We start from the raw sequence: 17,161 nt of genomic DNA on the forward strand, positions 1-17,161 counted from the left end.
GGTCAGGCCCGAACGATCTCGACGGACTCGATGACGACCGGCTCGACGGGACGGTCCATCGCGCCGGTGGCGGTGGTGCCGATGGCATCCACGACGTCGCGCGACGACTGGTCGGCGACCTCACCAAAGATGGTGTGGCGCTGGTTGAGGTGCGGCGTCTGCGCGGTCGTGATGAAGAACTGCGAGCCGTTGGTGCCCGGGCCGGCGTTGGCCATGGCGAGCAGGTAGGGCTTGTTGAAGGCCAGCTCCGGGTGGAACTCGTCCTTGAACGTGTAGCCCGGGCCGCCGGTACCGGTGCCGAGCGGGCAGCCACCCTGGATCATGAAGTTGTCGATCACGCGGTGGAAGCCCAGGCCGTCATAGAACGGACCCGTCTTGCCGTTGCCGGCGTCGTACTCCTTGGTGCCCTCGGCAAGGCCGACGAAGTTCTCCACCGTGAGGGGAGCGTGGTTGGGGAACAGGTTGATGGTGATGTCGCCCTTGTTGGTCTTCAGGACGGCCTGCAGGTCGGACATGTGTGTCCTCTCCTCATGAACGGATGGATTTGTCCCCCTGATCTTCGCAGGCAGAGCAACCGGCACCGGGATGCACCCATGGGTCCCCTTGGTTCCGGCTCCCTGATCGTGTTTGATCGAGAGGTCCAGTCATCCACGGGAGGCGACACACACATGTCGAAGCGCAAGTCCAAGAGCCTGCTCGACCAGGCGTCCGACGCCGTCGAGGAGATCGTTCCCGTCGTCGAGCAGTCGCTCGAGTCGGCCTATGAGACCGCCAAGGAGGCCTTCAGCGACGGCCGGGAGGCGGCATCCAACGCATTCGACGAGGTCGCCAGCGAGACCAAGCGTCGCGTCGGCCGGGACAAGAAGAAGGGCAAGAAGAAGAAGCTGCGTACGGCGCTGCTGCTGAGCGTGCTGGTGGGCGTCGGTGCGGTCGTCTTCAAGAAGCTGCGCGGCAAGTCCGAGCAGCCGCCGTGGGCCGCCAGCGCCGCCCCCGCCAACACACCGGCACCGAAGCCTGCCCCGCCGGCCACCAACCAGGAGGCACCGGCTCACGATGAGGCTGGCGCCACCCCGGGCGAGGCGCTCTCCGACGCGACGGAGGAGCCGCACCCCGACACCACGCCGGACGCGCCTGCCGACGTCGTCGAGCTCGACGACAAGGAGTGACCCAGAGGTTCCGCGGGCAGCGGCCGGTTCGCCCGGCCCCTGCCCGCGGAACCCTCAGTCGGTCGCGGCTGCCGCGGCTGCTTCGTCCTCAGCCTCGTCAGCGCGGTAGCGCAGGACGGCCCGGTGCTCGGCCCAGAAGCTGGCGAACGGGATCGTGCCGCAGATCAGCACGACCACCGTGAAGCCAAGGTCCCACATCTGTTGCCGCGAGAGCAGGAACGCGAAGACGAAGAAGATCATGTAGAGCCAACCGTGCAGGAAGGCGAGCGGACCGGTGAGGAACTCACCGATGTCCTTGGCGGTGCTGCCCTCCGCCCACACGTCAGGCGTGCTGGAGAAGATGTGCCACATGCCGGTGCCGTCGAAGTTGGCCAGCGGGACACCGATGGTGATCAGGACCAGAAGGATGCCGACCACCGTGGCCATGACCCGGTAACCGGTGAAGACAGGGTTGCTCACGCTTCGAATGTACTCAGCCGTCGATGGGCGGCGGCTCGGGACCCTCGTCAGCGGTGATCTGGCTCTCCCGCTTCTTGAGTTCGTCACGCACCCAGACCCACCAGATGTAGGCGGCGAACAGGCCGAAGACCCACCACTCGATGGCATAGAGCAGGTTGCGCAGGGCGGTGGAGCCCTTGGTCTTGGGAAGCTGGTCGAGCTCGGCCGCTCTCAGGTCGTCCGTACCGGCGTTGACCGCTGCATCCCCCACCGGGAAGTCGCCCTCGATCTCCGTGGTCACCACCCCGTAGCCGCCGTAGAGGTCGCGGTCGACATGGTTGAGCGCGTCCGCGATGCGCAACTGCGGCAAGACGTTGTCGGTGGGATCGTCGTCGACCGCTCCGGTTCCTTCTCCGGGCTGGAGGTTCACCACGAACTCGGCCTCGCCCGTGGGCGCCTCGGGCACGTGCTCGACGTCGGTGGTCCAGCCGCGAACGATCATCAGCGCCGGGGCGTCGGGTTCCCCGATGGCGAGCGGGGTGACCACCCAGTGGCCGCCCTTCGCGCTCTTGCTGCGATTCCCGACCAGCACCGTGCTCTCGGGAAGCCAGGTGCCCTTGACCAGGACCGGCTGTCCGACCATGTCGGCAGGGAACGGCTGGTCGGGCCCGAGGGCATCGTCCAAGGGGATCGGGGTGACCTTCGTCAGGTCGACGGCCTCGGACTCGCGCTGGTGGTTCCACGAGTCGAGCTGCCAGTTGCCGAACCAGAACGCGATGCCCACGCACACGACCGCGAAGAGGTGGATTCCCCAGTAGCGCGGGCGGAGCATCCAAGACGTCGGTGACACCCGATCACTCTACGGAGCGGGCCGCAACCAGCTAGCGTCAGGTCCGTGACCGACACCTTCGTCCACCACCTCAACTGCGGCACCATGCGTCCGGTCGGAGCCCGATGGGCGAGCGAGCTGGTCGTCGCCCACGTGCTGCTGGTCGAGCGCGACGACGCTCTGCTGCTGGTCGACACCGGCTTCGGTACGGCGGACCTCGCCTCCCCGCGCCGGCTCGGCACTCCGTTCGTGACCATGATGCGCCCGGAACTCGACGAGGCCGAGACCGCCGTGCGGCAGGTGGAGGCGTTGGGCTACGCGGCCTCCGACGTGCGCGACATCGTCGTCACCCACATGGACCTCGACCACGTCGGTGGTATCGGCGACTTCCCCGACGCCAGGATCCACGTCGATCTCGCCGAACTCGACGCGGCTCGCAATCCGTCCCTGCGGGAACGCAGCCGCTACCGCAACGTCCAGTGGTCCCACGGGCCACGGTTCGTGCCCCACAGCACCGGTGGTGATCGGTGGTTCGGGTTCGACTCCGTGCGGGCCGTGGGTGACGACGTACTGCTGGTGCCCCTGCGGGGCCACTCCCGCGGCCACTGCGGCGTCGCCGTCCGCGAGTCGGTGGACGGCGAGGACCGCTGGCTGCTGCATGCCGGCGACTCGCACTTCTTCCACGGCGAGATCGCGACCCCGCCTCACACCAGGCCCGGGCTCACGTTCTTCCAGAAGATCATGGCCGCTGACGAGAAGGCCCGCCGTCACAACCAGGCCCGACTCGCTGAACTCGCCACCGCCCACCCCGAGGTCCGCGTCTTCTCCGCCCACGATCCCGCCGACCTGACAAGATTTGCACGTTGAGTTCACGAAAGCTGTCAGTCGAGAGCGCCCACATGTCAGCCGACGGCGCCCAGATGATGGCCGAGGTCGGTCAGAGGCCGGTGGGGTCGGCCATCGGTTCCACCTCGTTGCAGACCGCGAATGGAAGGCGGCCGGACAGGACCAGGTTGACGGCCGCGACGGGGTTGCGCACCTGCAGGCCGATCCGCCCCGAGCTGCTGTCGCCGACGGGCATCCCCTGGAACCCGTCGCTCCAGTTCACCGGGCCGGTCGCGGGCCAGCTGTCGACGAGGTCGACCCGGTCGTGCAGGTCCAGTCGTCCGGCGCCGATCCGCGCTGTCACGACCGGCCCGGTGAAGCTCACGCTGAACACCTCCAGCGGGCGGAGGTAGCGGATGTCGTGCTCGGCCAGCACCGCATCGAGGTCGTCGACGGTCGCGTCGTCACCGAGTGCCTCGGAGGTGCCCACGCACGACGTACGCAGATAGGTCGACTCGGCATCGGCCTCCAACAGATCGAGCACACCGGGCGCCGAGGCCAACACCTCCTCGCCCTCCTCCGCGATGCCGTCGACGAGCAGGTGCTCCGCCTCGAGTACGTCGCCACGCAGCTTCGTCTCGGAATCCTGCACCGCCGCGCGCACCCGGCCCATGTCGAGATCGCGGCGGAACATCAGCACGAAGCCGGCGCCCTCCGGCGTCCGGAAGCGGGCCTCCCACTGCACGTCGTCCTGGCTGATGTCGTGGTCGAGCCACAACCGCGACGCCTCGGCGCGCAGCAGTCCCTCGGTGAGGGCCATCCCCTCCCGGCGCGCCCGCTCCCAGAACGCGATGCGATCGGTCATCAGGGAGTCGCTGGTCAATCCGGGGTGGCCGAGCCGATCCCGCATCTCGCGCCAGTCGGTGAGCGTCACCTCGGTGGCATCGGCCGGAATGAGTGCCAGCGCCTGCCGCGGGTCGCGAGCCGGTTCGTCGGGCTGCACCTGCAACGACGCGGGCACCTCGACCAGTGAAGGCCCCGAATCCGGGGCGCGGTTGGGAGTGCTGCCGCCGCACGCGGAGACGAACAAGGTCAGCAGCAGACCGACGATGATCCCGGGACGGCTGCGCATGGATCCATTCTCACCGGCGGTGCGGCCGCCGGCGAAAACTCCTCGCTCCGTTGCACCGGGCCGGGCACCATGGAGGCAGCGACGACGCGATCGAGGGAGGTCCCATGGGTGAGGAACGATCAGCGCGGGAGCGGATGCTCGCAGGCGAGTCCTATCGCGCCGACGACCCCGAGCTCATCGGCATGGCCAAACGGGCAGCCCACCTGTTGGCCGACCACAACACACCTGGCACGGCGCGGGAGCTCCGTGGCGAGTTGCTCCGTGAGCTCCTCGCTCACGTTGGCGCCGACGTGTCGATCCGGCCGCCCCTGCACGTCGACTACGGCACCCACCTGAGCATCGGTGACCGGGTCTTCGTCAACTTCGGCCTCACCGCCCTCGACTGCGCCACGATCACGATCGGCGACGACACACAGATCGGCCCGCAGGTGCAGCTGCTCACCGCGACCCACCCGCTCGATCCCGACGAGCGTCGAGCCGGATGGGAGTCAGCAGCGCCGATCACGATCGGTCGCAACGTGTGGATCGGCGGAGGTGCGATCGTGCTCGGCGGGGTCACCGTGGGTGACGACGCGGTGGTGGGCGCAGGCGCGGTGGTGACCGACGACGTACCTGCCCGCACGCTCGTCGTGGGTACCCCTGCCCGAGCCGTCAAGCAGCTCTGAGGCTCCCGCAGCCGGCTTCGCTCACCAGCAGAGCCAGAGTCCGATCGGGATCACGGGGAGGCCGAGCAGGAGCCACCAGGACAGCACCCTCCTGCCATGGATCAGGAGCCACGACGCCACGGCGATCACGCCGAAGGCGCCGGCGATCACGTTGAGCCCGACCATGGCGGACGTCTTCTCGTCCGGGACGACCATCGCCGCCAACACCAGTCCGGCCACCAGGTGCAGGATCGTGGTCACGGCGAGGGTGGAGGCGACCCAGCGCTGCACGTTGGTCAGTGACGCGTCATTGCTGGTCCGGACCGGGTTGTCCCGGATCCATCAGATGACGCCGGCGCCGCACGGGCTGGGCGGGATCGGTTGTCATCGTGAGACCTCCGGAATTGGTTTGTGCAGCAATCGTTTGTACACAAATCATTGTTACACTAACGGCATGACGCCGCCAAACCCCCGACCGACGCTGGAGAACCCACTCGCCCTGGACCAGCAGGTCTGCTTTGCCCTCGCGATCGCCTCGCGCACGGTCATCTCGCTCTACCGCCCGCTGCTGGAGCCGATGGGGCTGACCCACCCGCAGTACCTGGTGATGCTGGCCCTGTGGGAGCACGAGCCGCTGCGCGTCAACGAGCTCTCCCGGCTGCTGCAGCTCGACCCGGGCACGCTGTCGCCGCTGCTGAAGCGCCTGGAGGCAGCCGGCTACGTGCGGCGCGAGCGGGACCGCAACGACGAGCGCGCACTCGCCGTGGTGCTCACCGAGCAGGGCAGGGCACTGCGCGACGATGCGGAGGCCGTGCCCCCGCCATCGTCGAACGACTGGGCATGCCGGTCGAGGAGCTCCTCGACCTGCACGCCCAGCTGACAAGAGTGATCGCCGCCGCCACCACGGTGGTCGACGACCCGGACTGACGACGCCTTCGATCAGTCGGAGAACTGCTCGCGCACCAACCGGCGCATGACCTTGCCGATCTGCGAGCGCGGCAGCTCGTCGACCACGCGTATGTCGCGGGGCAGCGCATAACGCGGCACCCGCTGTTGCGCGTGGTCCCGGACCTCCTCGAGCGTCGGCTCCGCGACCCCCTCCGCCAGCACGAAGGCAGCCAGCACCCGGTCGTCACCCGCCTCGGTGGCGATGCCGACGACGGCGACGTCCTCGACACCGGGCATGGTGCGCAGGTGGTCCTCGACCTGGGAGGGATAGACCTTGAACCCGCCGACGATGATCATCTCCTTGACGCGGTCGACCAACGTGATCCACCCGGTCGCGTCGACCTCGACGACGTCACCGGTGCGCAGCCACCCGTCGTCGAGCAGTTGTCCGGCGGTCTCCTCGGGTCGATTCCAGTAGCCGGAGAAGACCTGTGGCCCACGCACCAGCAGCTCGCCGCGGCGTACGCCGCCCTCGTCGGGCTCGACCGTGACCGTGTGGTCGTCGATGCTGACGACGCGGATGTCGGTGTTGGGGAACGGCACCCCCAGGGTGCCGGGTCGCCGCGTCGGCGCACACGGGTTGCCGAGCGCGATGGGCGCGCACTCGGTCATCCCGTAGCCCTCGATCAGCAGTCCACCGGTCAGCGCCTCCCAACGCTCCACGGTCTGGGCCGGGATCGGCATCGCGCCCGCGAAGCCGAGGCGAATCCTGCGCAGTCCCTCGACCGGCGGCTTCGGGCTCGCCTGCGCCGCCTTCGCGATGCGGTCGAACATCGGTGCGACACCGGCCATGAAGGTCGCCGGGCGCCGATGCATGGTCTTGAGCACCGTGTCGGCATCGAAGTTGGGAAACATCACCAGCGTCGCGCCCAGCTGCCCGGGCAGGTTGAGGCTGAAGGTCAGGCCGAACGCGTGGAAGAACGGCAGCACGCCGTAGACGGTCTCCTCGCCGAGCTCGAAGTCGGCCCACGCCTGGCCGTGCACGAGATTCGCGACGAGGTTGCGGTGGGTGAGCACGGCCGCCTTCGGCGTACCCGTCGTGCCGCCGGTGTATTGCAGCAGTGCCACGTCGTCACCACTGCGCTCGGCGACAGGCACGTCGGTGCGTGCCGACTTCAGCAGGTCGTGCCAGTCGGGCACCTCCGCGGGTACGACGCCCCGCAGCGCCGCCTTCTTCTCCCGGGCCGGGGCGAGCGGCAGCTTGAGCAGGAACTGCGCCGAGCGCGGGAGATCGCGCACGATGTCGGCGCTGACCACGGTCGTGAGCTCAGTGCCCGCACGCGCCTCGAGGACGGCCGCGACGGCCTTGTGCCACACGACCGCATGCGTGGCGCCGGAGTCGGTCAACAGGTGGTGCAGCTCGTCGGCTGTGTAGGTGGGGTTGAGCTCTGCGACGATCGCGCCCAGGCGCAGGGCCGCGTGGTAGGCCACGAAGTGGCTGGTGCTGTTGGGCATCACCAGCGCGACCCGGGCACCGACGGTGACCCCGAGCTCGTGCAGGGCCCCCATCGCGCGCCGGATCTGCTGCTCGGTCTCGGCGTAGGTCAGCGTGGCACCCATGAAGTCGAGGGCAATCCGGTCGGGCCAACGCTCGACCGCACGCCGGAGCGCGGCGGTGACCGGCTCGTCGGGGATCTCGATGTCGATCGGGACGCCGGGCGTGTAGTGCATCGCCCATGGACGATCCTCGTGTCGCTCCATGCTCACTCTCCTTGGCTCGGTTCCATTGTCGTCCCTGCCTCCGACAGGACCCGAGCAGGGCGGATCCGAGTGATCAGTAGTCGGCGTCCAGGGCCAGCAGCTCGGCCAGGAAGGCATCCGGCGGAGGCGCGGCCTGGCGCGAACGCACGAAGCGCCGTACCCGCTGCCGGGCCTCGCGCGACTCGCCGGCAGCAGCCCCGATGTGCACCTGCGTCGACGCCCAGTCGAGGTTCCACGCAGCCGACTCGGCCAACCGCAGGGGCAGCATCGCCCGGCCGCCTTCGTCGAGCTCGCCCGCGGCTGCGAGCTGGCCGCACTGCAACCGCACGGCGATGCCGGGCACGAGCAGGTGGCCCTCCGCGGGATCGGCGAGCGCGGCCTGCACCCGAGCGACGACCTCGGTGGGGATCTCGTCGGAGCCGGCAACCGACCAGGTCACGGTGTCCTCGGCGGCGTCGAACACGCCCGGCGGCACGGCACTCCAACTGATGGAGGAGACGCCGGAGGCGATCGCGTCGGAGGCCGGCCGGCCGTCCGCGCCGGCCACCAGGGCGAAGTCGGCGCGCCAGGTCGGCGCCTTCGCCGTGAGCGGCAGCTCGCCGACCTCGGCACACGCCTCGAGCAGGGCAACCACCCGTGGATCGTCGCGGAGGTGGAGGGGCGGAGCACCCGCGCCGGCGAGCAGCGCGTCGACATCGGAGTCGAAGGTCGCCTCGGCGAGGAACTCCTCGGCGGCCGCGGTGAGCACGGCGAGCTCGGCGTCCAGCACCGAGGGTTCGAGTGCCGCGATGCCGTCGCGGGCACTGGCCGGCCACCACCGACGCATCCAGTGGCCCAACGCCAGCCTGCGCAACGGCTCCAGCACTTCGCGGTCCACGGTGGCCTCGACGCTGCCAGTGGCCGCCTCGACGAGCTCGACGTGTGCGTCGGTCCCGACGAGCCGCCACAACCAGTCCGCCGCTTCGACGTCGGTGAGCGTGATCCGCGGAGTGGTCGCCGGTTCGTCGACGGTCCACTCGAGGATCGCGCCACTCACCTCGAGCACTGCGGCCAACGGCGGTGCCGCCACCGGGGCGTCGTACGTCCAGAGACCCTGCTGCCGAGTGAACCTCATGCTGCCGCCTCCGGTTCGAGCATCGCCTTGATCCGTTGACGATGGTCGAGACTGACCGATCGCGCAATGCCGGTCAGCAGGGAGCGCACGTCCTCGACGTCGGAGCACGACTCCTGCCAGACGTCGCGCCCGTGCAGCCGGGCCCAGAGGCGTCCGAGATAGGGCCGGGCGAACGCGTCGAGATCGTCCACCACCTGGCGCTGCCTCGGGTGCAGCGCCGTGACGTCGGCCAGGAGCCGCCGCGCGTGCAACACATAGGCCTCCTTGCGCAGCTTGGCCTGGATCGTGGCGGCGAAGGGGGTGTCCGGTTCGGTCCGCGGATCCAATGGCTTCAGCTGCACGGCGACCACGATCCCGTTCACCAACGTGGCTTGGAGATCCTCGGCCATCAGGCCCCACGGGGCGCACGCGCGATCCGCCTCCTCCGCGCACAGCATCGGCACCACGGGCAGATCGTCCCGGTCGCGCGAGCGGCGCAGCGTCGCCCGGACCCGGTCGACCACGCCCCGATCGAGCGGGCGACCGGCGGCGGCGACCACGGGCGGCCGCTGTTGGGGAGCCTCCGCACAGAGCCCCAGGTCGCTCACCGTCCAAGGAACCACCCCGGTCGTACGCCGGACCCGCACCCCCAGCTCATGGGGCGCGTCCTCGGCCACGAGCGACTCCCAGGCCTGCTGCCTGGCCCGGCGCTCAGGGCGGGTCGAGGCGTCGGCGTGGACGGCGCGGAGCCTCTCGAAGAACCCCGCGACGTCGGCGTTCGTCGGCTGCACGTCGGCCCAGCTGCGCTCGACCTGGTCGTCGAGCTTCGCAAGCGCCTGCTGGTCGTCGAGCAGGTCGTCGAGCACCTCGATCCCGTGCCGGTCGCGGCCGTCGTGGATGTCCCGGAGCACGCTCGCCGCGACGTCCGCCCCGTCGGTGGCGGGCGCACCGCGGGTGACGGCGAGCTCGAAGCACACCGTGAAGTAGAGCTCCTGAGCGTTTCCGGCGGTGATCCTGAGTGCCCGCCTCTGGGCCTTCAGCACGCTGAACCACGCGGCACACGCACGCAGGGTGTCCGCGTGGTCGAGGAGCTCGTCGCCCATCGCATCGGCGACCTCGGCCGAGACCACGGGCGAGGAGAAGTCGGGGTTGGCCCGCAGCCGGAACACCAACGGATCGAGGATCCGCTTGACCGTCCGGCTCAACGGCCCGCCGTCGCGGCTGCTCAACACCTCGACCCCGGCACCGATCTGCCGCCACGCCCGGTCGATGACGGCGCGCCGTGGCAGGGCTGCTCGTACGTCGACCGCGGTCACCGCGCCCACCCTCACCGAAGCGGTAGGTCACGATCGCTGCCCAGTGGACAGGGCTGGCGGTCAGGTCACCGTCGCGCCACCGCCGCATCTGGGCCCGCTGCCACTGGTTGACGGCACGGCCGGGGGTCGCGACCCTGGTGGGCCTCGTCGACCCCGATGACCAGCTCGGCCATCGGGTCCTCGGTCACCGAGAGCGGGTCGGGTGCCGCCTGCCGGTGACCGGCTGCGGTGGGCAACGACCACAACGTGGCGGTCACGACCTCGGCGCCACCGATCACCAGGGCCGCCACCAGGCCGGCCGCCTCGTCGAAGCGGTAGTCCCCTCCCGATGCGCAGGCCACCAGCGCCACCCGGGACGGGATCGGGGCGTCGAGCTCCAGCAGGTCACGCACCTGGAGCGGCCGGTGCGCGCCGACCGGGTCGGCATGGCCCGCCACCTCGGCCGGGCAGGCGAGGTGCAGCGCGGCCCCCTCGGCACCGCCGCCGTCGACGGCCGTACTGACGTGGCCGACGAACACCATCCGGCTCGGACGTTGCGCAAGCAGTTCGGCCAACCAGTGACGGTCGGCGTCGGTGCGTCGGAACAGCTCGACCGGGTCCGCGACCACGGGAAGCACGGGTTGCCGAGCAAGTACGCCTGCATAGTGACGACTCAGCGCGGTGTCCGGGCTCGGCCGTCCCAGCACCGATCCCAGCGGACCGTCGGCGCGCTGTCCCGGCACCCGGGGTCGAGCACCAACAGCGGCCGCTCGCCGTCCGGCCCGGGCTGGCGGCGGTGCCGGGCCGCGATGTTGGTGGGCACGGCCATGGCCACGTCGGCCAGCTCCATCAGCCGGAACCCCTCGGGGAAGGTCCCCTTCCTCGCATCGAGCCAGTCGATCCGGGCCGCGCCGGTGCCCTCGGTGGTGATCGCCTCCGCGCTCGCCCTCAGCAACGTCTCGAGGTCCGGCACCACCAGGGGTACGGCGAGCTGTCCCCAGGGCACCCGACCCAGCCGGGCGCTCGGGGTGACGAAGAGGTCCGCGCGCGGGTCGGAGACACAGTCGAGCAGCAGGTGCCAGGCCGGCATCGAGATCAGCAGGGCCCCGAGGTGATAGGCGAGGGCGAGCTCGGAGTCGGGGTCGCTGAAGGCGCCGTACGTGCGGGCACGTGACACGGCCTCGGCAGCCGACTCACCACCCCGTGGCTCGGGCAGCGCGTCGTCGAGCTCCTCCAGAGCGGCGAGCAACCAGGGCTCCTCGACCACCCAGGTGACCGTGCGTTCGGGCGCGCCCACCACCCGCAGGCTGGCATAGGTCGCCACCCCGACATCGGCATAACGCAGGACGAGGGTGGTCATGGCCAGGTCCGCCACACGGGTTCGTCGGTCGTGACGGTGCGGCCGTAGCGTGACGCGGCCAGTTCGCGGTAGTGCCGCAGGATCGGTTGCGCACCGGGGTCCATCTGCAGCTCCGGCGCCGGCCCGAGGCGCGTCAACGTCGCCTCCCTCGTCAGCACGTCCGTGGTGCGGCTGGCCTCCGGGAGTACGGCGACCGGGAGGTCGGTGGGCGACGGTGCGGGACCGCTGGCCTCGTCGCGGAACGCGCCGCGCACGCTCTGGTGCTCGATCAGCTCGGAGATGAGCGTGGTGTTGTCCCAGGAATAGGCCACCGCAAAGGCACCGGCCAGCATCGGGGCCGAGATGCTGGTGGCCCAGCGAGCCCGGGCCGCCGGGTCCGCCATCGCGTGTCGCTCGGCATCGACCGCGAGCGCTGCCGGCACGATCAGGTCAGCGGCCTGCTCCAGCTTGCGCATCGCCCGCCTGTGCTTGCGGGTGCCCGGCACGGAGTGGAGGGTGGCCAGCTCGCCGTTGGGGTCGAAGCCCATGTCCGCCAGGGCGTCGGCTCGCCAGATCGACCCGAGCTGGAAGTCCAGTCGTGCGTGTTGCAGCCAGGTGCTGCGAGGCCACTCGTCCAGCACGTCCCGGGCCCGGGCGACGTATTCGACCGCCTCGGCGAAGTTGCTGCGGAAGATCGGGATCCAGCTGCGCTGCAGCAGGAGTCGGTGCACGTGGAGAGGCTTGCCGAGCTCACGCCAGTGCCGCTCGGCGTGCTCCCAGGACTCCTCGACCGCGGGGAGGTCACCGACCGCCAGCCGGACCAGGCCGCGGTGGTACCAGACCCGGGAGACGTCGTGGGCACGTGAGTGCTCGGCGATGGCGGGGTAGGACTCATGGAGGAGGTGCTCGGCCCCGATGTGGTCGCCGACCGTCCACCGGGCAATGCCTCGCTCGAGCTGGGTCCTGGACACATCGAGCCTCCAGCCACGGGCCTCGGCGCGAGCGCCGGCTCGACGCAGCCAGGGTTCCGCCTCGGCCAGTCGGCCGGTCTCGATGCAGAAGCCGCCGAACCCCACCCCTGCCGTGACCAGGAGCCGGTCGCTCCAGAGGTCGTCGCCGTCCATCCGTTCGACCTCCTCCATCACCTGCTCCCAGAAGGGGATCGCCGCCGCATAGCGATCGTCCTCGCACAGCGCCGCCGCGCAGCGGATCCGAGCGACGCCCACCAGATAGCGACGCTCCTCGGGTCGGCCCGGCATCGGCTCGGCGATCAGGGCATCCAACGCCGTCCGGGCGGCTTCGTGATCGCCACGGGCGGCGGCCAGCCCGGACTCGAGGCAACGCGCCCACGCGACGTACTGCTCGAGGATGGCGCGCAGCGCCGGCGCCGACAAGGTCGGCTCGTCGAGCCTTGCCGGGTCGCCCGCGAGGGCTGCGGCGATCTGGTCGAGTTGATGGGCCAGTTCACGCGTGCACTCGACGGCCTGGTCATGGGCGGAGCGGACCAGGTAGATCTCGCCGACCTGGGCAAACACCTCAGCCATCCAGTCGTCGCGGTCGGCCTCCTCGATGGCCGGCACGAGCGACATCAGCAGGGCGTGGGCTTCCACCTCGTCACTCGCGAAGGCCAACTGCCGGGCCCGAGCCAGGTCAGCAAGCATTTCCTCATCCTAGGGATCAGGCCAACGGCACTGGTCCCCGACATCTGGCGGCGGGCCAGAGATCGGGGACCAGGAGGGGATGGTCAGTCGCAGCTGACGGTGATCTCGAACTTCTTGGTGATCATCCCGGCGGTGGGGTCCTCCATGTCGGCGCCGGCGGCCTCTCCGGTCACCGTGTAGGTGTTGCCGTCCACCGAGACCTCGGCCGAGCCGACCTCGGCACCACCCATGGACGAGACGGCGAGAGCGGTGCCGTCGACCATCAACGAGAGCGCCTCGACCGTCGGCTGCTCCTCGTCGGTCATGACGATGGCCAAGCCCTCCTGGCCGCCGACCGAGCCGCTGGCCACGTTGATCTTGCCACCCTGCTTGACGCAGGTGACGGTGTCGAGATCGACCCCGGCGAGATCCTTGCCCTCCACCTTGACGGAGGTGTCGCCGCCGGTGCTGACCTCGCTCTCGTCGACACCGTCGTCCGCGCCGTCGCCGGGAGTGGTCTCCTCAGCAGACTCGTCGGCGGGCGTCTCGGCCTCGGTCTCCTCGGTCGTCTCGCTCGCGTTGTTCGACGACTTGCTGTCGCTGTCGTCGTCCGAGCAGGCGGTCATGCTGCCCGCAAGAGCGAGCACGGCGATCCCGGCGGCGAGGGTCTTCTTGATGTTCATGGGTGTGGTCCCTTCCTCTGCACGTCGCCCGAGTGGCTTCGTCATGACGCCAGTCCACCGGTCGCTCTTGGCTACCGATCCCAACTTTCGGCGACGGGTCAGGCGATGGCCGCGCCCTCTTCGTCGAATCGCTCCGGGTGCTCGAGGTGCTCCTCGGCATCGCGGCTCGCGCGCCCGGGGATGCAGAGCGCGATGACGGCGGCGAGGGCAGCGACACCGGCACCGATCAGGAGCCCGGTACGGAAGCCCGCCTCACTCGGCAGGGCGATCCCGCCGAAGTCGGTGGTCATCTGGGCGAGGACCACGCCGACAACCGCAGCGGAGACCGACGTACCGATCGAGCGCATCAGGGTGTTGAAGGCATTGGCCGAGCCGGTCTCGGAGACCGGCACCGAACCCATGATGAGCGCCGGCATCGCGCCGTAGGCCAGGCCCACGCCGCCGTTGATGATGCAGACCGCGATCAGCACCCCGAGGGCCGAACCCATCAGCAGTGTTGAGGAGACGTAGCCGATGGCGATGACGATCGCGCCGAGCGCCAACGTCGTCTTCGGACCCTTGGCGTGCGAGACCTTCGCCCCTGCCACGGAGAGCGCCATCATGCAGAAGCCACCCGGCATCATCCACAGGCCCATGTGGAGCATGTCCTGGCCGAGGCCGTAGCCGGTCTCCTCAGGCAGCTGCAACAGCTGCGGGAGGATGAGGTTGGAGGCATACATCGAGAAGCCGACCACCAGCGACGCAGCGTTGGTGAGGAGTACGACGGGTCGCGCGGTGACGCGGAGATCGACCAGCGGGTCGTCGGTGCGGAGCTCGAAGACTCCCCAGAGGAAGATGACGACCGCAGCCGTGACGAGCAGGCTGATGGTCGTCGCGCTGCCCCACCCCAGTCGGCACCCTTCGAGACGCCGAGCAGCAGGCAGATCAGACCGACACCCAGACCTACGGCACCGATCGGGTCGAACTTGCCCTGGGCGGTGACGGGCGTGGCCGGGACGAGCAGGAAGATCAGCACCGCCACGGCGATGGAGAGCCCGAAGGACGCCCAGAAGAGGGCGTGCCAGTTGCCGTACTCGGCGATCGCGGCGGCGATCGGCAGACCGAGCGCACCACCGATGCCCATCGAGGCGCTCATCAGGGCGACCGCGCTGCCGAGCTTCTCCTGGGGAAGCAGGTCGCGCATGGCGCTGATACCGAGCGGCACCAGGCCCATCGCCATGCCCTGGAGGGCGCGGCCGGTGATCATCATCTCGACGTTGGTGGCGAGCGCTGCGACCAGCGAGCCGACGATGAGGATGCCGGAACAGATGACCATGATCCGGCGCTTGCCGAAGAGGTCGCCCAGGCGTCCGCTGACCGGCACCGCGACGGCTGAGGCCAGCAGGGTCGCGGTGATCACCCAGGCGGCGTTCGAGGCGCTCGTGTCGAAGAGCTCGGGCAGGTCACCGATGATCGGCACGACCAGCGTCTGCATGAGTGCGGCAACGATGCCGGCAAAGGACAGGACGATGACGATGGCGTTCGGTCCGCCGAGGGCCTGGGGCGGCTCAGGGGCCGACGACGCATCGCTCGGGGGTGGAGCAACGGTCGAAGTCATGATGTGCACTCTACACATTGCATGTAGCAGACACCATCGCCAGAAGCGTGACGATCACCACCTGCCGGACGATCCAGCCCGGGCAGACGCTGGTAATCTGCACCTGTTGTGCAGCGACGACGCTGCACCTCCACTCGGCTGTGTGGCGCGAGAGTGCGTGGCCCCGGCCGGTGGTGATCGAACCGCCAGGCTGCGCGGGCGCCTCACCTTCGGCGTACCTGAAGTCGCAGTGCCTGGCGCTACCCCGGGCCGTGAGGCCGGAGAGGAACGCTTGACCGCACGCGTCGCAATCATCGGAGCCGGACCCAGCGGCATGGCCCAGTTGAGGGCCTTCGAATCGGCCAGGACAGCCGGTCGCCCGGTCCCGGAGGTCGTCTGCTTCGAGAAGCAGGCCGACTGGGGAGGACAGTGGAACTACAGCTGGCGCACCGGCACCGACGAATACGGCGAACCCGTGCACTCGAGCATGTACCGCAACCTGTGGTCCAACGGCCCCAAGGAGGCCTTGGAGTTCGCCGACTACACCTTCGACGAGCACTTCGGCCGTCCGATCTCCTCCTACCCTCCACGCGTCGTCCTGTGGGACTACATCAACGGCCGGGTCGAGAAGGCAGGCGTCCGGAAGTACATGCGGTTCTCCACCGTCGTACGTTGGGTGCAGTACGACGCTGCGACCGAACTCTTCACCGTCACCGTCGAGGACCTGAAGACCGGCCAGACCGAATCCAGCGACTTCACCCATGTGATCGTCGGCTCAGGGCACTTCAGCTTCCCCAACGTGCCCGACTTCCCGGGCATCGAGACCTTTCCCGGGGCGCTGTGCCATGCGCACGACTTCCGTGGCGCCGAAGCACTGGCGGGCAAGGACGTGCTGCTGATCGGCGCGAGCTACTCCGCCGAGGACATCGGCGTCCAGGCACACAAGATGGGTGCCCGGTCGGTCACCTTCAGCTATCGCACCGCGCCGATGGGCTTCGACTGGCCCGAGGGCCTCGAGGAGCAGCCGATGGTGGCGCGCTTCGACGGCTCCGTCGCGCACTTCGTCAACGGCGAGTCACGCCGCTTCGATGCGGTGATCCTGTGCACGGGCTACCTGCACCACTACCCCTTCCTGCCCTCCGACCTGGCGCTGGACTCCCCCAACTGCCTCTACCCGGCCGGGCTCTACCGCGGGGTGGTCTCGGAGCAGAACGACCGGCTCTTCTACCTCGGCGCGCAGGACCAGTGGTTCACGTTCAACATGTTCGACGCCCAGGCGTGGTTCGTGCGCGACGTCGTCCTCGGTGACCTCGAGCTCCCCGATGCACCGGCCCAGCGGGCCGACATGGACTCCTGGCTGGCCCGCGCCGCGGCCGCCGACACCAAGGCTGACCAGATCAGGTTCCAGGCCGACTACATCCGCGACCTGATCGAGCTCACCGACTATCCGATGTTCGACCTCGACCGGGTCGTGGAGCACTTCTTGGGCTGGGTCCAGGACAAGTACGCCGACATCCTCACCTATCGCGACGTCGCCTACCCCTCGGTGCTGACCGGCACGATGGCGACCGTCCACCACACCCCCTGGCTGCACGAACTCGACGACAGCCTGGAGCGCTATCTCTCCACTCCGGGCGCCGACGAGCGCGAGGCACGGCCGCTCCACGTGGCATCCGACAGCCGCTGATCCGCTGATCGAGGGTGAAGGCCGGGTGCGTTGCGCCCGGCCTTCACCATCTCCCCACCTCGACGCGTCCCCTGGGCAACCGGATCCTCCTTCGCTGCGTGTAGACAGTGAAGGAGGGCGAGATGCACTCGACGATCACTTCCGGTCAGGGCACCATCGCGCACG

19 protein-coding genes are annotated in these 17,161 nt (G+C 69.5%); 5 read left to right on the forward strand and 14 right to left on the reverse strand.

Annotation, left to right across the window (positions count from 1 at the left end; all coding sequences use genetic code 11):
- Positions 1-2: 2 nt before the first annotated feature.
- Complete coding sequence (locus tag L1066_RS07205) at positions 3-515, reverse strand: peptidylprolyl isomerase (protein WP_235735685.1); 513 nt, start codon at positions 513-515, stop codon at positions 3-5.
- Between the two features lie 153 nt (positions 516-668).
- Here L1066_RS07205 and L1066_RS07210 point away from each other — a divergent pair, with 153 nt between their 5' ends.
- On the forward strand, positions 669-1,166 hold the full coding sequence (locus L1066_RS07210; RefSeq protein ID WP_235735686.1) for a hypothetical protein: 498 nt from the start codon (positions 669-671) through the stop codon (positions 1,164-1,166).
- 54 nt (positions 1,167-1,220) lie between these two features.
- On the opposite strand, the gene L1066_RS07215 is transcribed toward L1066_RS07210, so the two are convergent.
- Both L1066_RS07215 and L1066_RS07220 read right to left on the reverse strand, forming a co-directional pair.
- Entirely contained in the window at positions 1,221-1,625 is a 405-nt protein-coding gene (locus tag L1066_RS07215) for a DUF3817 domain-containing protein (protein ID WP_235735687.1), read from the reverse strand.
- A 13-nt stretch (positions 1,626-1,638) separates the two neighbouring features.
- On the reverse strand, positions 1,639-2,454 hold the full coding sequence (locus L1066_RS07220) for an SURF1 family protein (RefSeq protein WP_235735688.1): 816 nt from the start codon (positions 2,452-2,454) through the stop codon (positions 1,639-1,641).
- Between the two features lie 45 nt (positions 2,455-2,499).
- Here L1066_RS07220 and L1066_RS07225 point away from each other — a divergent pair, with 45 nt between their 5' ends.
- Positions 2,500-3,300, forward strand: coding sequence for an MBL fold metallo-hydrolase (locus L1066_RS07225; protein ID WP_235735689.1), 801 nt, complete (start codon positions 2,500-2,502; stop codon positions 3,298-3,300).
- A gap of 70 nt (positions 3,301-3,370) precedes the next feature.
- On the opposite strand, the gene L1066_RS07230 is transcribed toward L1066_RS07225, so the two are convergent.
- Positions 3,371-4,390 carry a hypothetical protein gene (locus L1066_RS07230; RefSeq protein WP_235735690.1) on the reverse strand — a complete coding sequence of 340 codons (1,020 nt, stop codon included), beginning with the start codon at positions 4,388-4,390 and terminating at the stop codon, positions 3,371-3,373.
- A gap of 104 nt (positions 4,391-4,494) precedes the next feature.
- Between L1066_RS07230 and L1066_RS07235 the strand changes: the two genes are divergently transcribed.
- Positions 4,495-5,055 (forward strand): sugar O-acetyltransferase, encoded by a 561-nt coding sequence (locus L1066_RS07235; protein WP_235735691.1) that lies wholly within the window; start codon positions 4,495-4,497, stop codon positions 5,053-5,055.
- Between the two features lie 21 nt (positions 5,056-5,076).
- Here L1066_RS07235 and L1066_RS07240 read toward each other — a convergent pair whose 3' ends face one another.
- Entirely contained in the window at positions 5,077-5,325 is a 249-nt protein-coding gene (locus tag L1066_RS07240) for a hypothetical protein (RefSeq protein WP_235735692.1), read from the reverse strand.
- Between the two features lie 163 nt (positions 5,326-5,488).
- Between L1066_RS07240 and L1066_RS07245 the strand changes: the two genes are divergently transcribed.
- Positions 5,489-5,914 carry a MarR family winged helix-turn-helix transcriptional regulator gene (locus L1066_RS07245; protein WP_235735694.1) on the forward strand — a complete coding sequence of 142 codons (426 nt, stop codon included), beginning with the start codon at positions 5,489-5,491 and terminating at the stop codon, positions 5,912-5,914.
- 59 nt (positions 5,915-5,973) lie between these two features.
- On the opposite strand, the gene L1066_RS07250 is transcribed toward L1066_RS07245, so the two are convergent.
- From L1066_RS07250 to L1066_RS07290, 9 genes are all read right to left on the reverse strand, one after another.
- Positions 5,974-7,683, reverse strand: coding sequence for an AMP-binding protein (locus L1066_RS07250; protein ID WP_235735695.1), 1,710 nt, complete (start codon positions 7,681-7,683; stop codon positions 5,974-5,976).
- A gap of 73 nt (positions 7,684-7,756) precedes the next feature.
- Positions 7,757-8,797, reverse strand: coding sequence for a hypothetical protein (locus L1066_RS07255; protein ID WP_235735696.1), 1,041 nt, complete (start codon positions 8,795-8,797; stop codon positions 7,757-7,759).
- Positions 8,794-10,092, reverse strand: coding sequence for a hypothetical protein (locus tag L1066_RS07260; RefSeq protein ID WP_235735697.1), 1,299 nt, complete (start codon positions 10,090-10,092; stop codon positions 8,794-8,796). The genes L1066_RS07255 and L1066_RS07260 overlap by 4 nt, the downstream gene beginning before the upstream one ends.
- A gap of 65 nt (positions 10,093-10,157) precedes the next feature.
- Positions 10,158-10,778 carry a CHAT domain-containing protein gene (locus L1066_RS07265; protein ID WP_235735698.1) on the reverse strand — a complete coding sequence of 207 codons (621 nt, stop codon included), beginning with the start codon at positions 10,776-10,778 and terminating at the stop codon, positions 10,158-10,160.
- Positions 10,745-11,431: a hypothetical protein gene (locus tag L1066_RS07270; RefSeq protein ID WP_235735699.1), complete on the reverse strand. Its 687-nt coding sequence runs from the start codon at positions 11,429-11,431 to the stop codon at positions 10,745-10,747. Before L1066_RS07270 ends, L1066_RS07265 begins: the two co-directional genes overlap by 34 nt.
- Positions 11,428-13,071 (reverse strand): hypothetical protein, encoded by a 1,644-nt coding sequence (locus L1066_RS07275; protein ID WP_235735700.1) that lies wholly within the window; start codon positions 13,069-13,071, stop codon positions 11,428-11,430. Before L1066_RS07275 ends, L1066_RS07270 begins: the two co-directional genes overlap by 4 nt.
- 83 nt (positions 13,072-13,154) lie before the next feature.
- Complete coding sequence (locus L1066_RS07280; protein ID WP_235735701.1) at positions 13,155-13,733, reverse strand: lipoprotein LpqH; 579 nt, start codon at positions 13,731-13,733, stop codon at positions 13,155-13,157.
- A 98-nt stretch (positions 13,734-13,831) separates the two neighbouring features.
- Positions 13,832-14,467, reverse strand: a complete 636-nt coding sequence (locus L1066_RS07285; RefSeq protein ID WP_376707656.1) for an MFS transporter — start codon at positions 14,465-14,467, stop codon at positions 13,832-13,834.
- Positions 14,353-15,330, reverse strand: coding sequence for an MFS transporter (locus tag L1066_RS07290; RefSeq protein ID WP_235735703.1), 978 nt, complete (start codon positions 15,328-15,330; stop codon positions 14,353-14,355). Before L1066_RS07290 ends, L1066_RS07285 begins: the two co-directional genes overlap by 115 nt.
- A 271-nt stretch (positions 15,331-15,601) precedes the next feature.
- On the opposite strand from L1066_RS07290, the gene L1066_RS07295 reads away from it, so the two are divergent.
- Entirely contained in the window at positions 15,602-16,996 is a 1,395-nt protein-coding gene (locus L1066_RS07295; RefSeq protein WP_235735707.1) for a trimethylamine monooxygenase, read from the forward strand.
- The last annotated feature ends 165 nt before the right edge of the window (positions 16,997-17,161 follow it).

It is taken from the genome of Nocardioides alcanivorans, from assembly GCF_021555175.1.
Classification (GTDB): domain Bacteria; phylum Actinomycetota; class Actinomycetes; order Propionibacteriales; family Nocardioidaceae; genus Nocardioides; species Nocardioides alcanivorans.

What these genes read in the sequence shown, in the direction of transcription:
- L1066_RS07270 (WP_235735699.1), bottom strand. Translation starts at nt 11,431, where the DNA reads ATGACCACCCTCGTCCTGCGTTATGCCGATGTCGGGGTGGCGACCTAT.
- L1066_RS07255 (WP_235735696.1), bottom strand. Translation starts at nt 8,797, where the DNA reads ATGAGGTTCACTCGGCAGCAGGGTCTCTGGACGTACGACGCCCCGGTG.
- L1066_RS07245 (WP_235735694.1), top strand. Translation starts at nt 5,489, where the DNA reads ATGACGCCGCCAAACCCCCGACCGACGCTGGAGAACCCACTCGCCCTG.
- L1066_RS07205 (WP_235735685.1), bottom strand. Translation starts at nt 515, where the DNA reads ATGTCCGACCTGCAGGCCGTCCTGAAGACCAACAAGGGCGACATCACC.
- L1066_RS07280 (WP_235735701.1), bottom strand. Translation starts at nt 13,733, where the DNA reads ATGAACATCAAGAAGACCCTCGCCGCCGGGATCGCCGTGCTCGCTCTT.
- L1066_RS07235 (WP_235735691.1), top strand. Translation starts at nt 4,495, where the DNA reads ATGGGTGAGGAACGATCAGCGCGGGAGCGGATGCTCGCAGGCGAGTCC.
- L1066_RS07230 (WP_235735690.1), bottom strand. Translation starts at nt 4,390, where the DNA reads ATGCGCAGCCGTCCCGGGATCATCGTCGGTCTGCTGCTGACCTTGTTC.
- L1066_RS07250 (WP_235735695.1), bottom strand. Translation starts at nt 7,683, where the DNA reads ATGGAGCGACACGAGGATCGTCCATGGGCGATGCACTACACGCCCGGC.
- L1066_RS07275 (WP_235735700.1), bottom strand. Translation starts at nt 13,071, where the DNA reads ATGCTTGCTGACCTGGCTCGGGCCCGGCAGTTGGCCTTCGCGAGTGAC.
- L1066_RS07290 (WP_235735703.1), bottom strand. Translation starts at nt 15,330, where the DNA reads ATGACTTCGACCGTTGCTCCACCCCCGAGCGATGCGTCGTCGGCCCCT.
- L1066_RS07210 (WP_235735686.1), top strand. Translation starts at nt 669, where the DNA reads ATGTCGAAGCGCAAGTCCAAGAGCCTGCTCGACCAGGCGTCCGACGCC.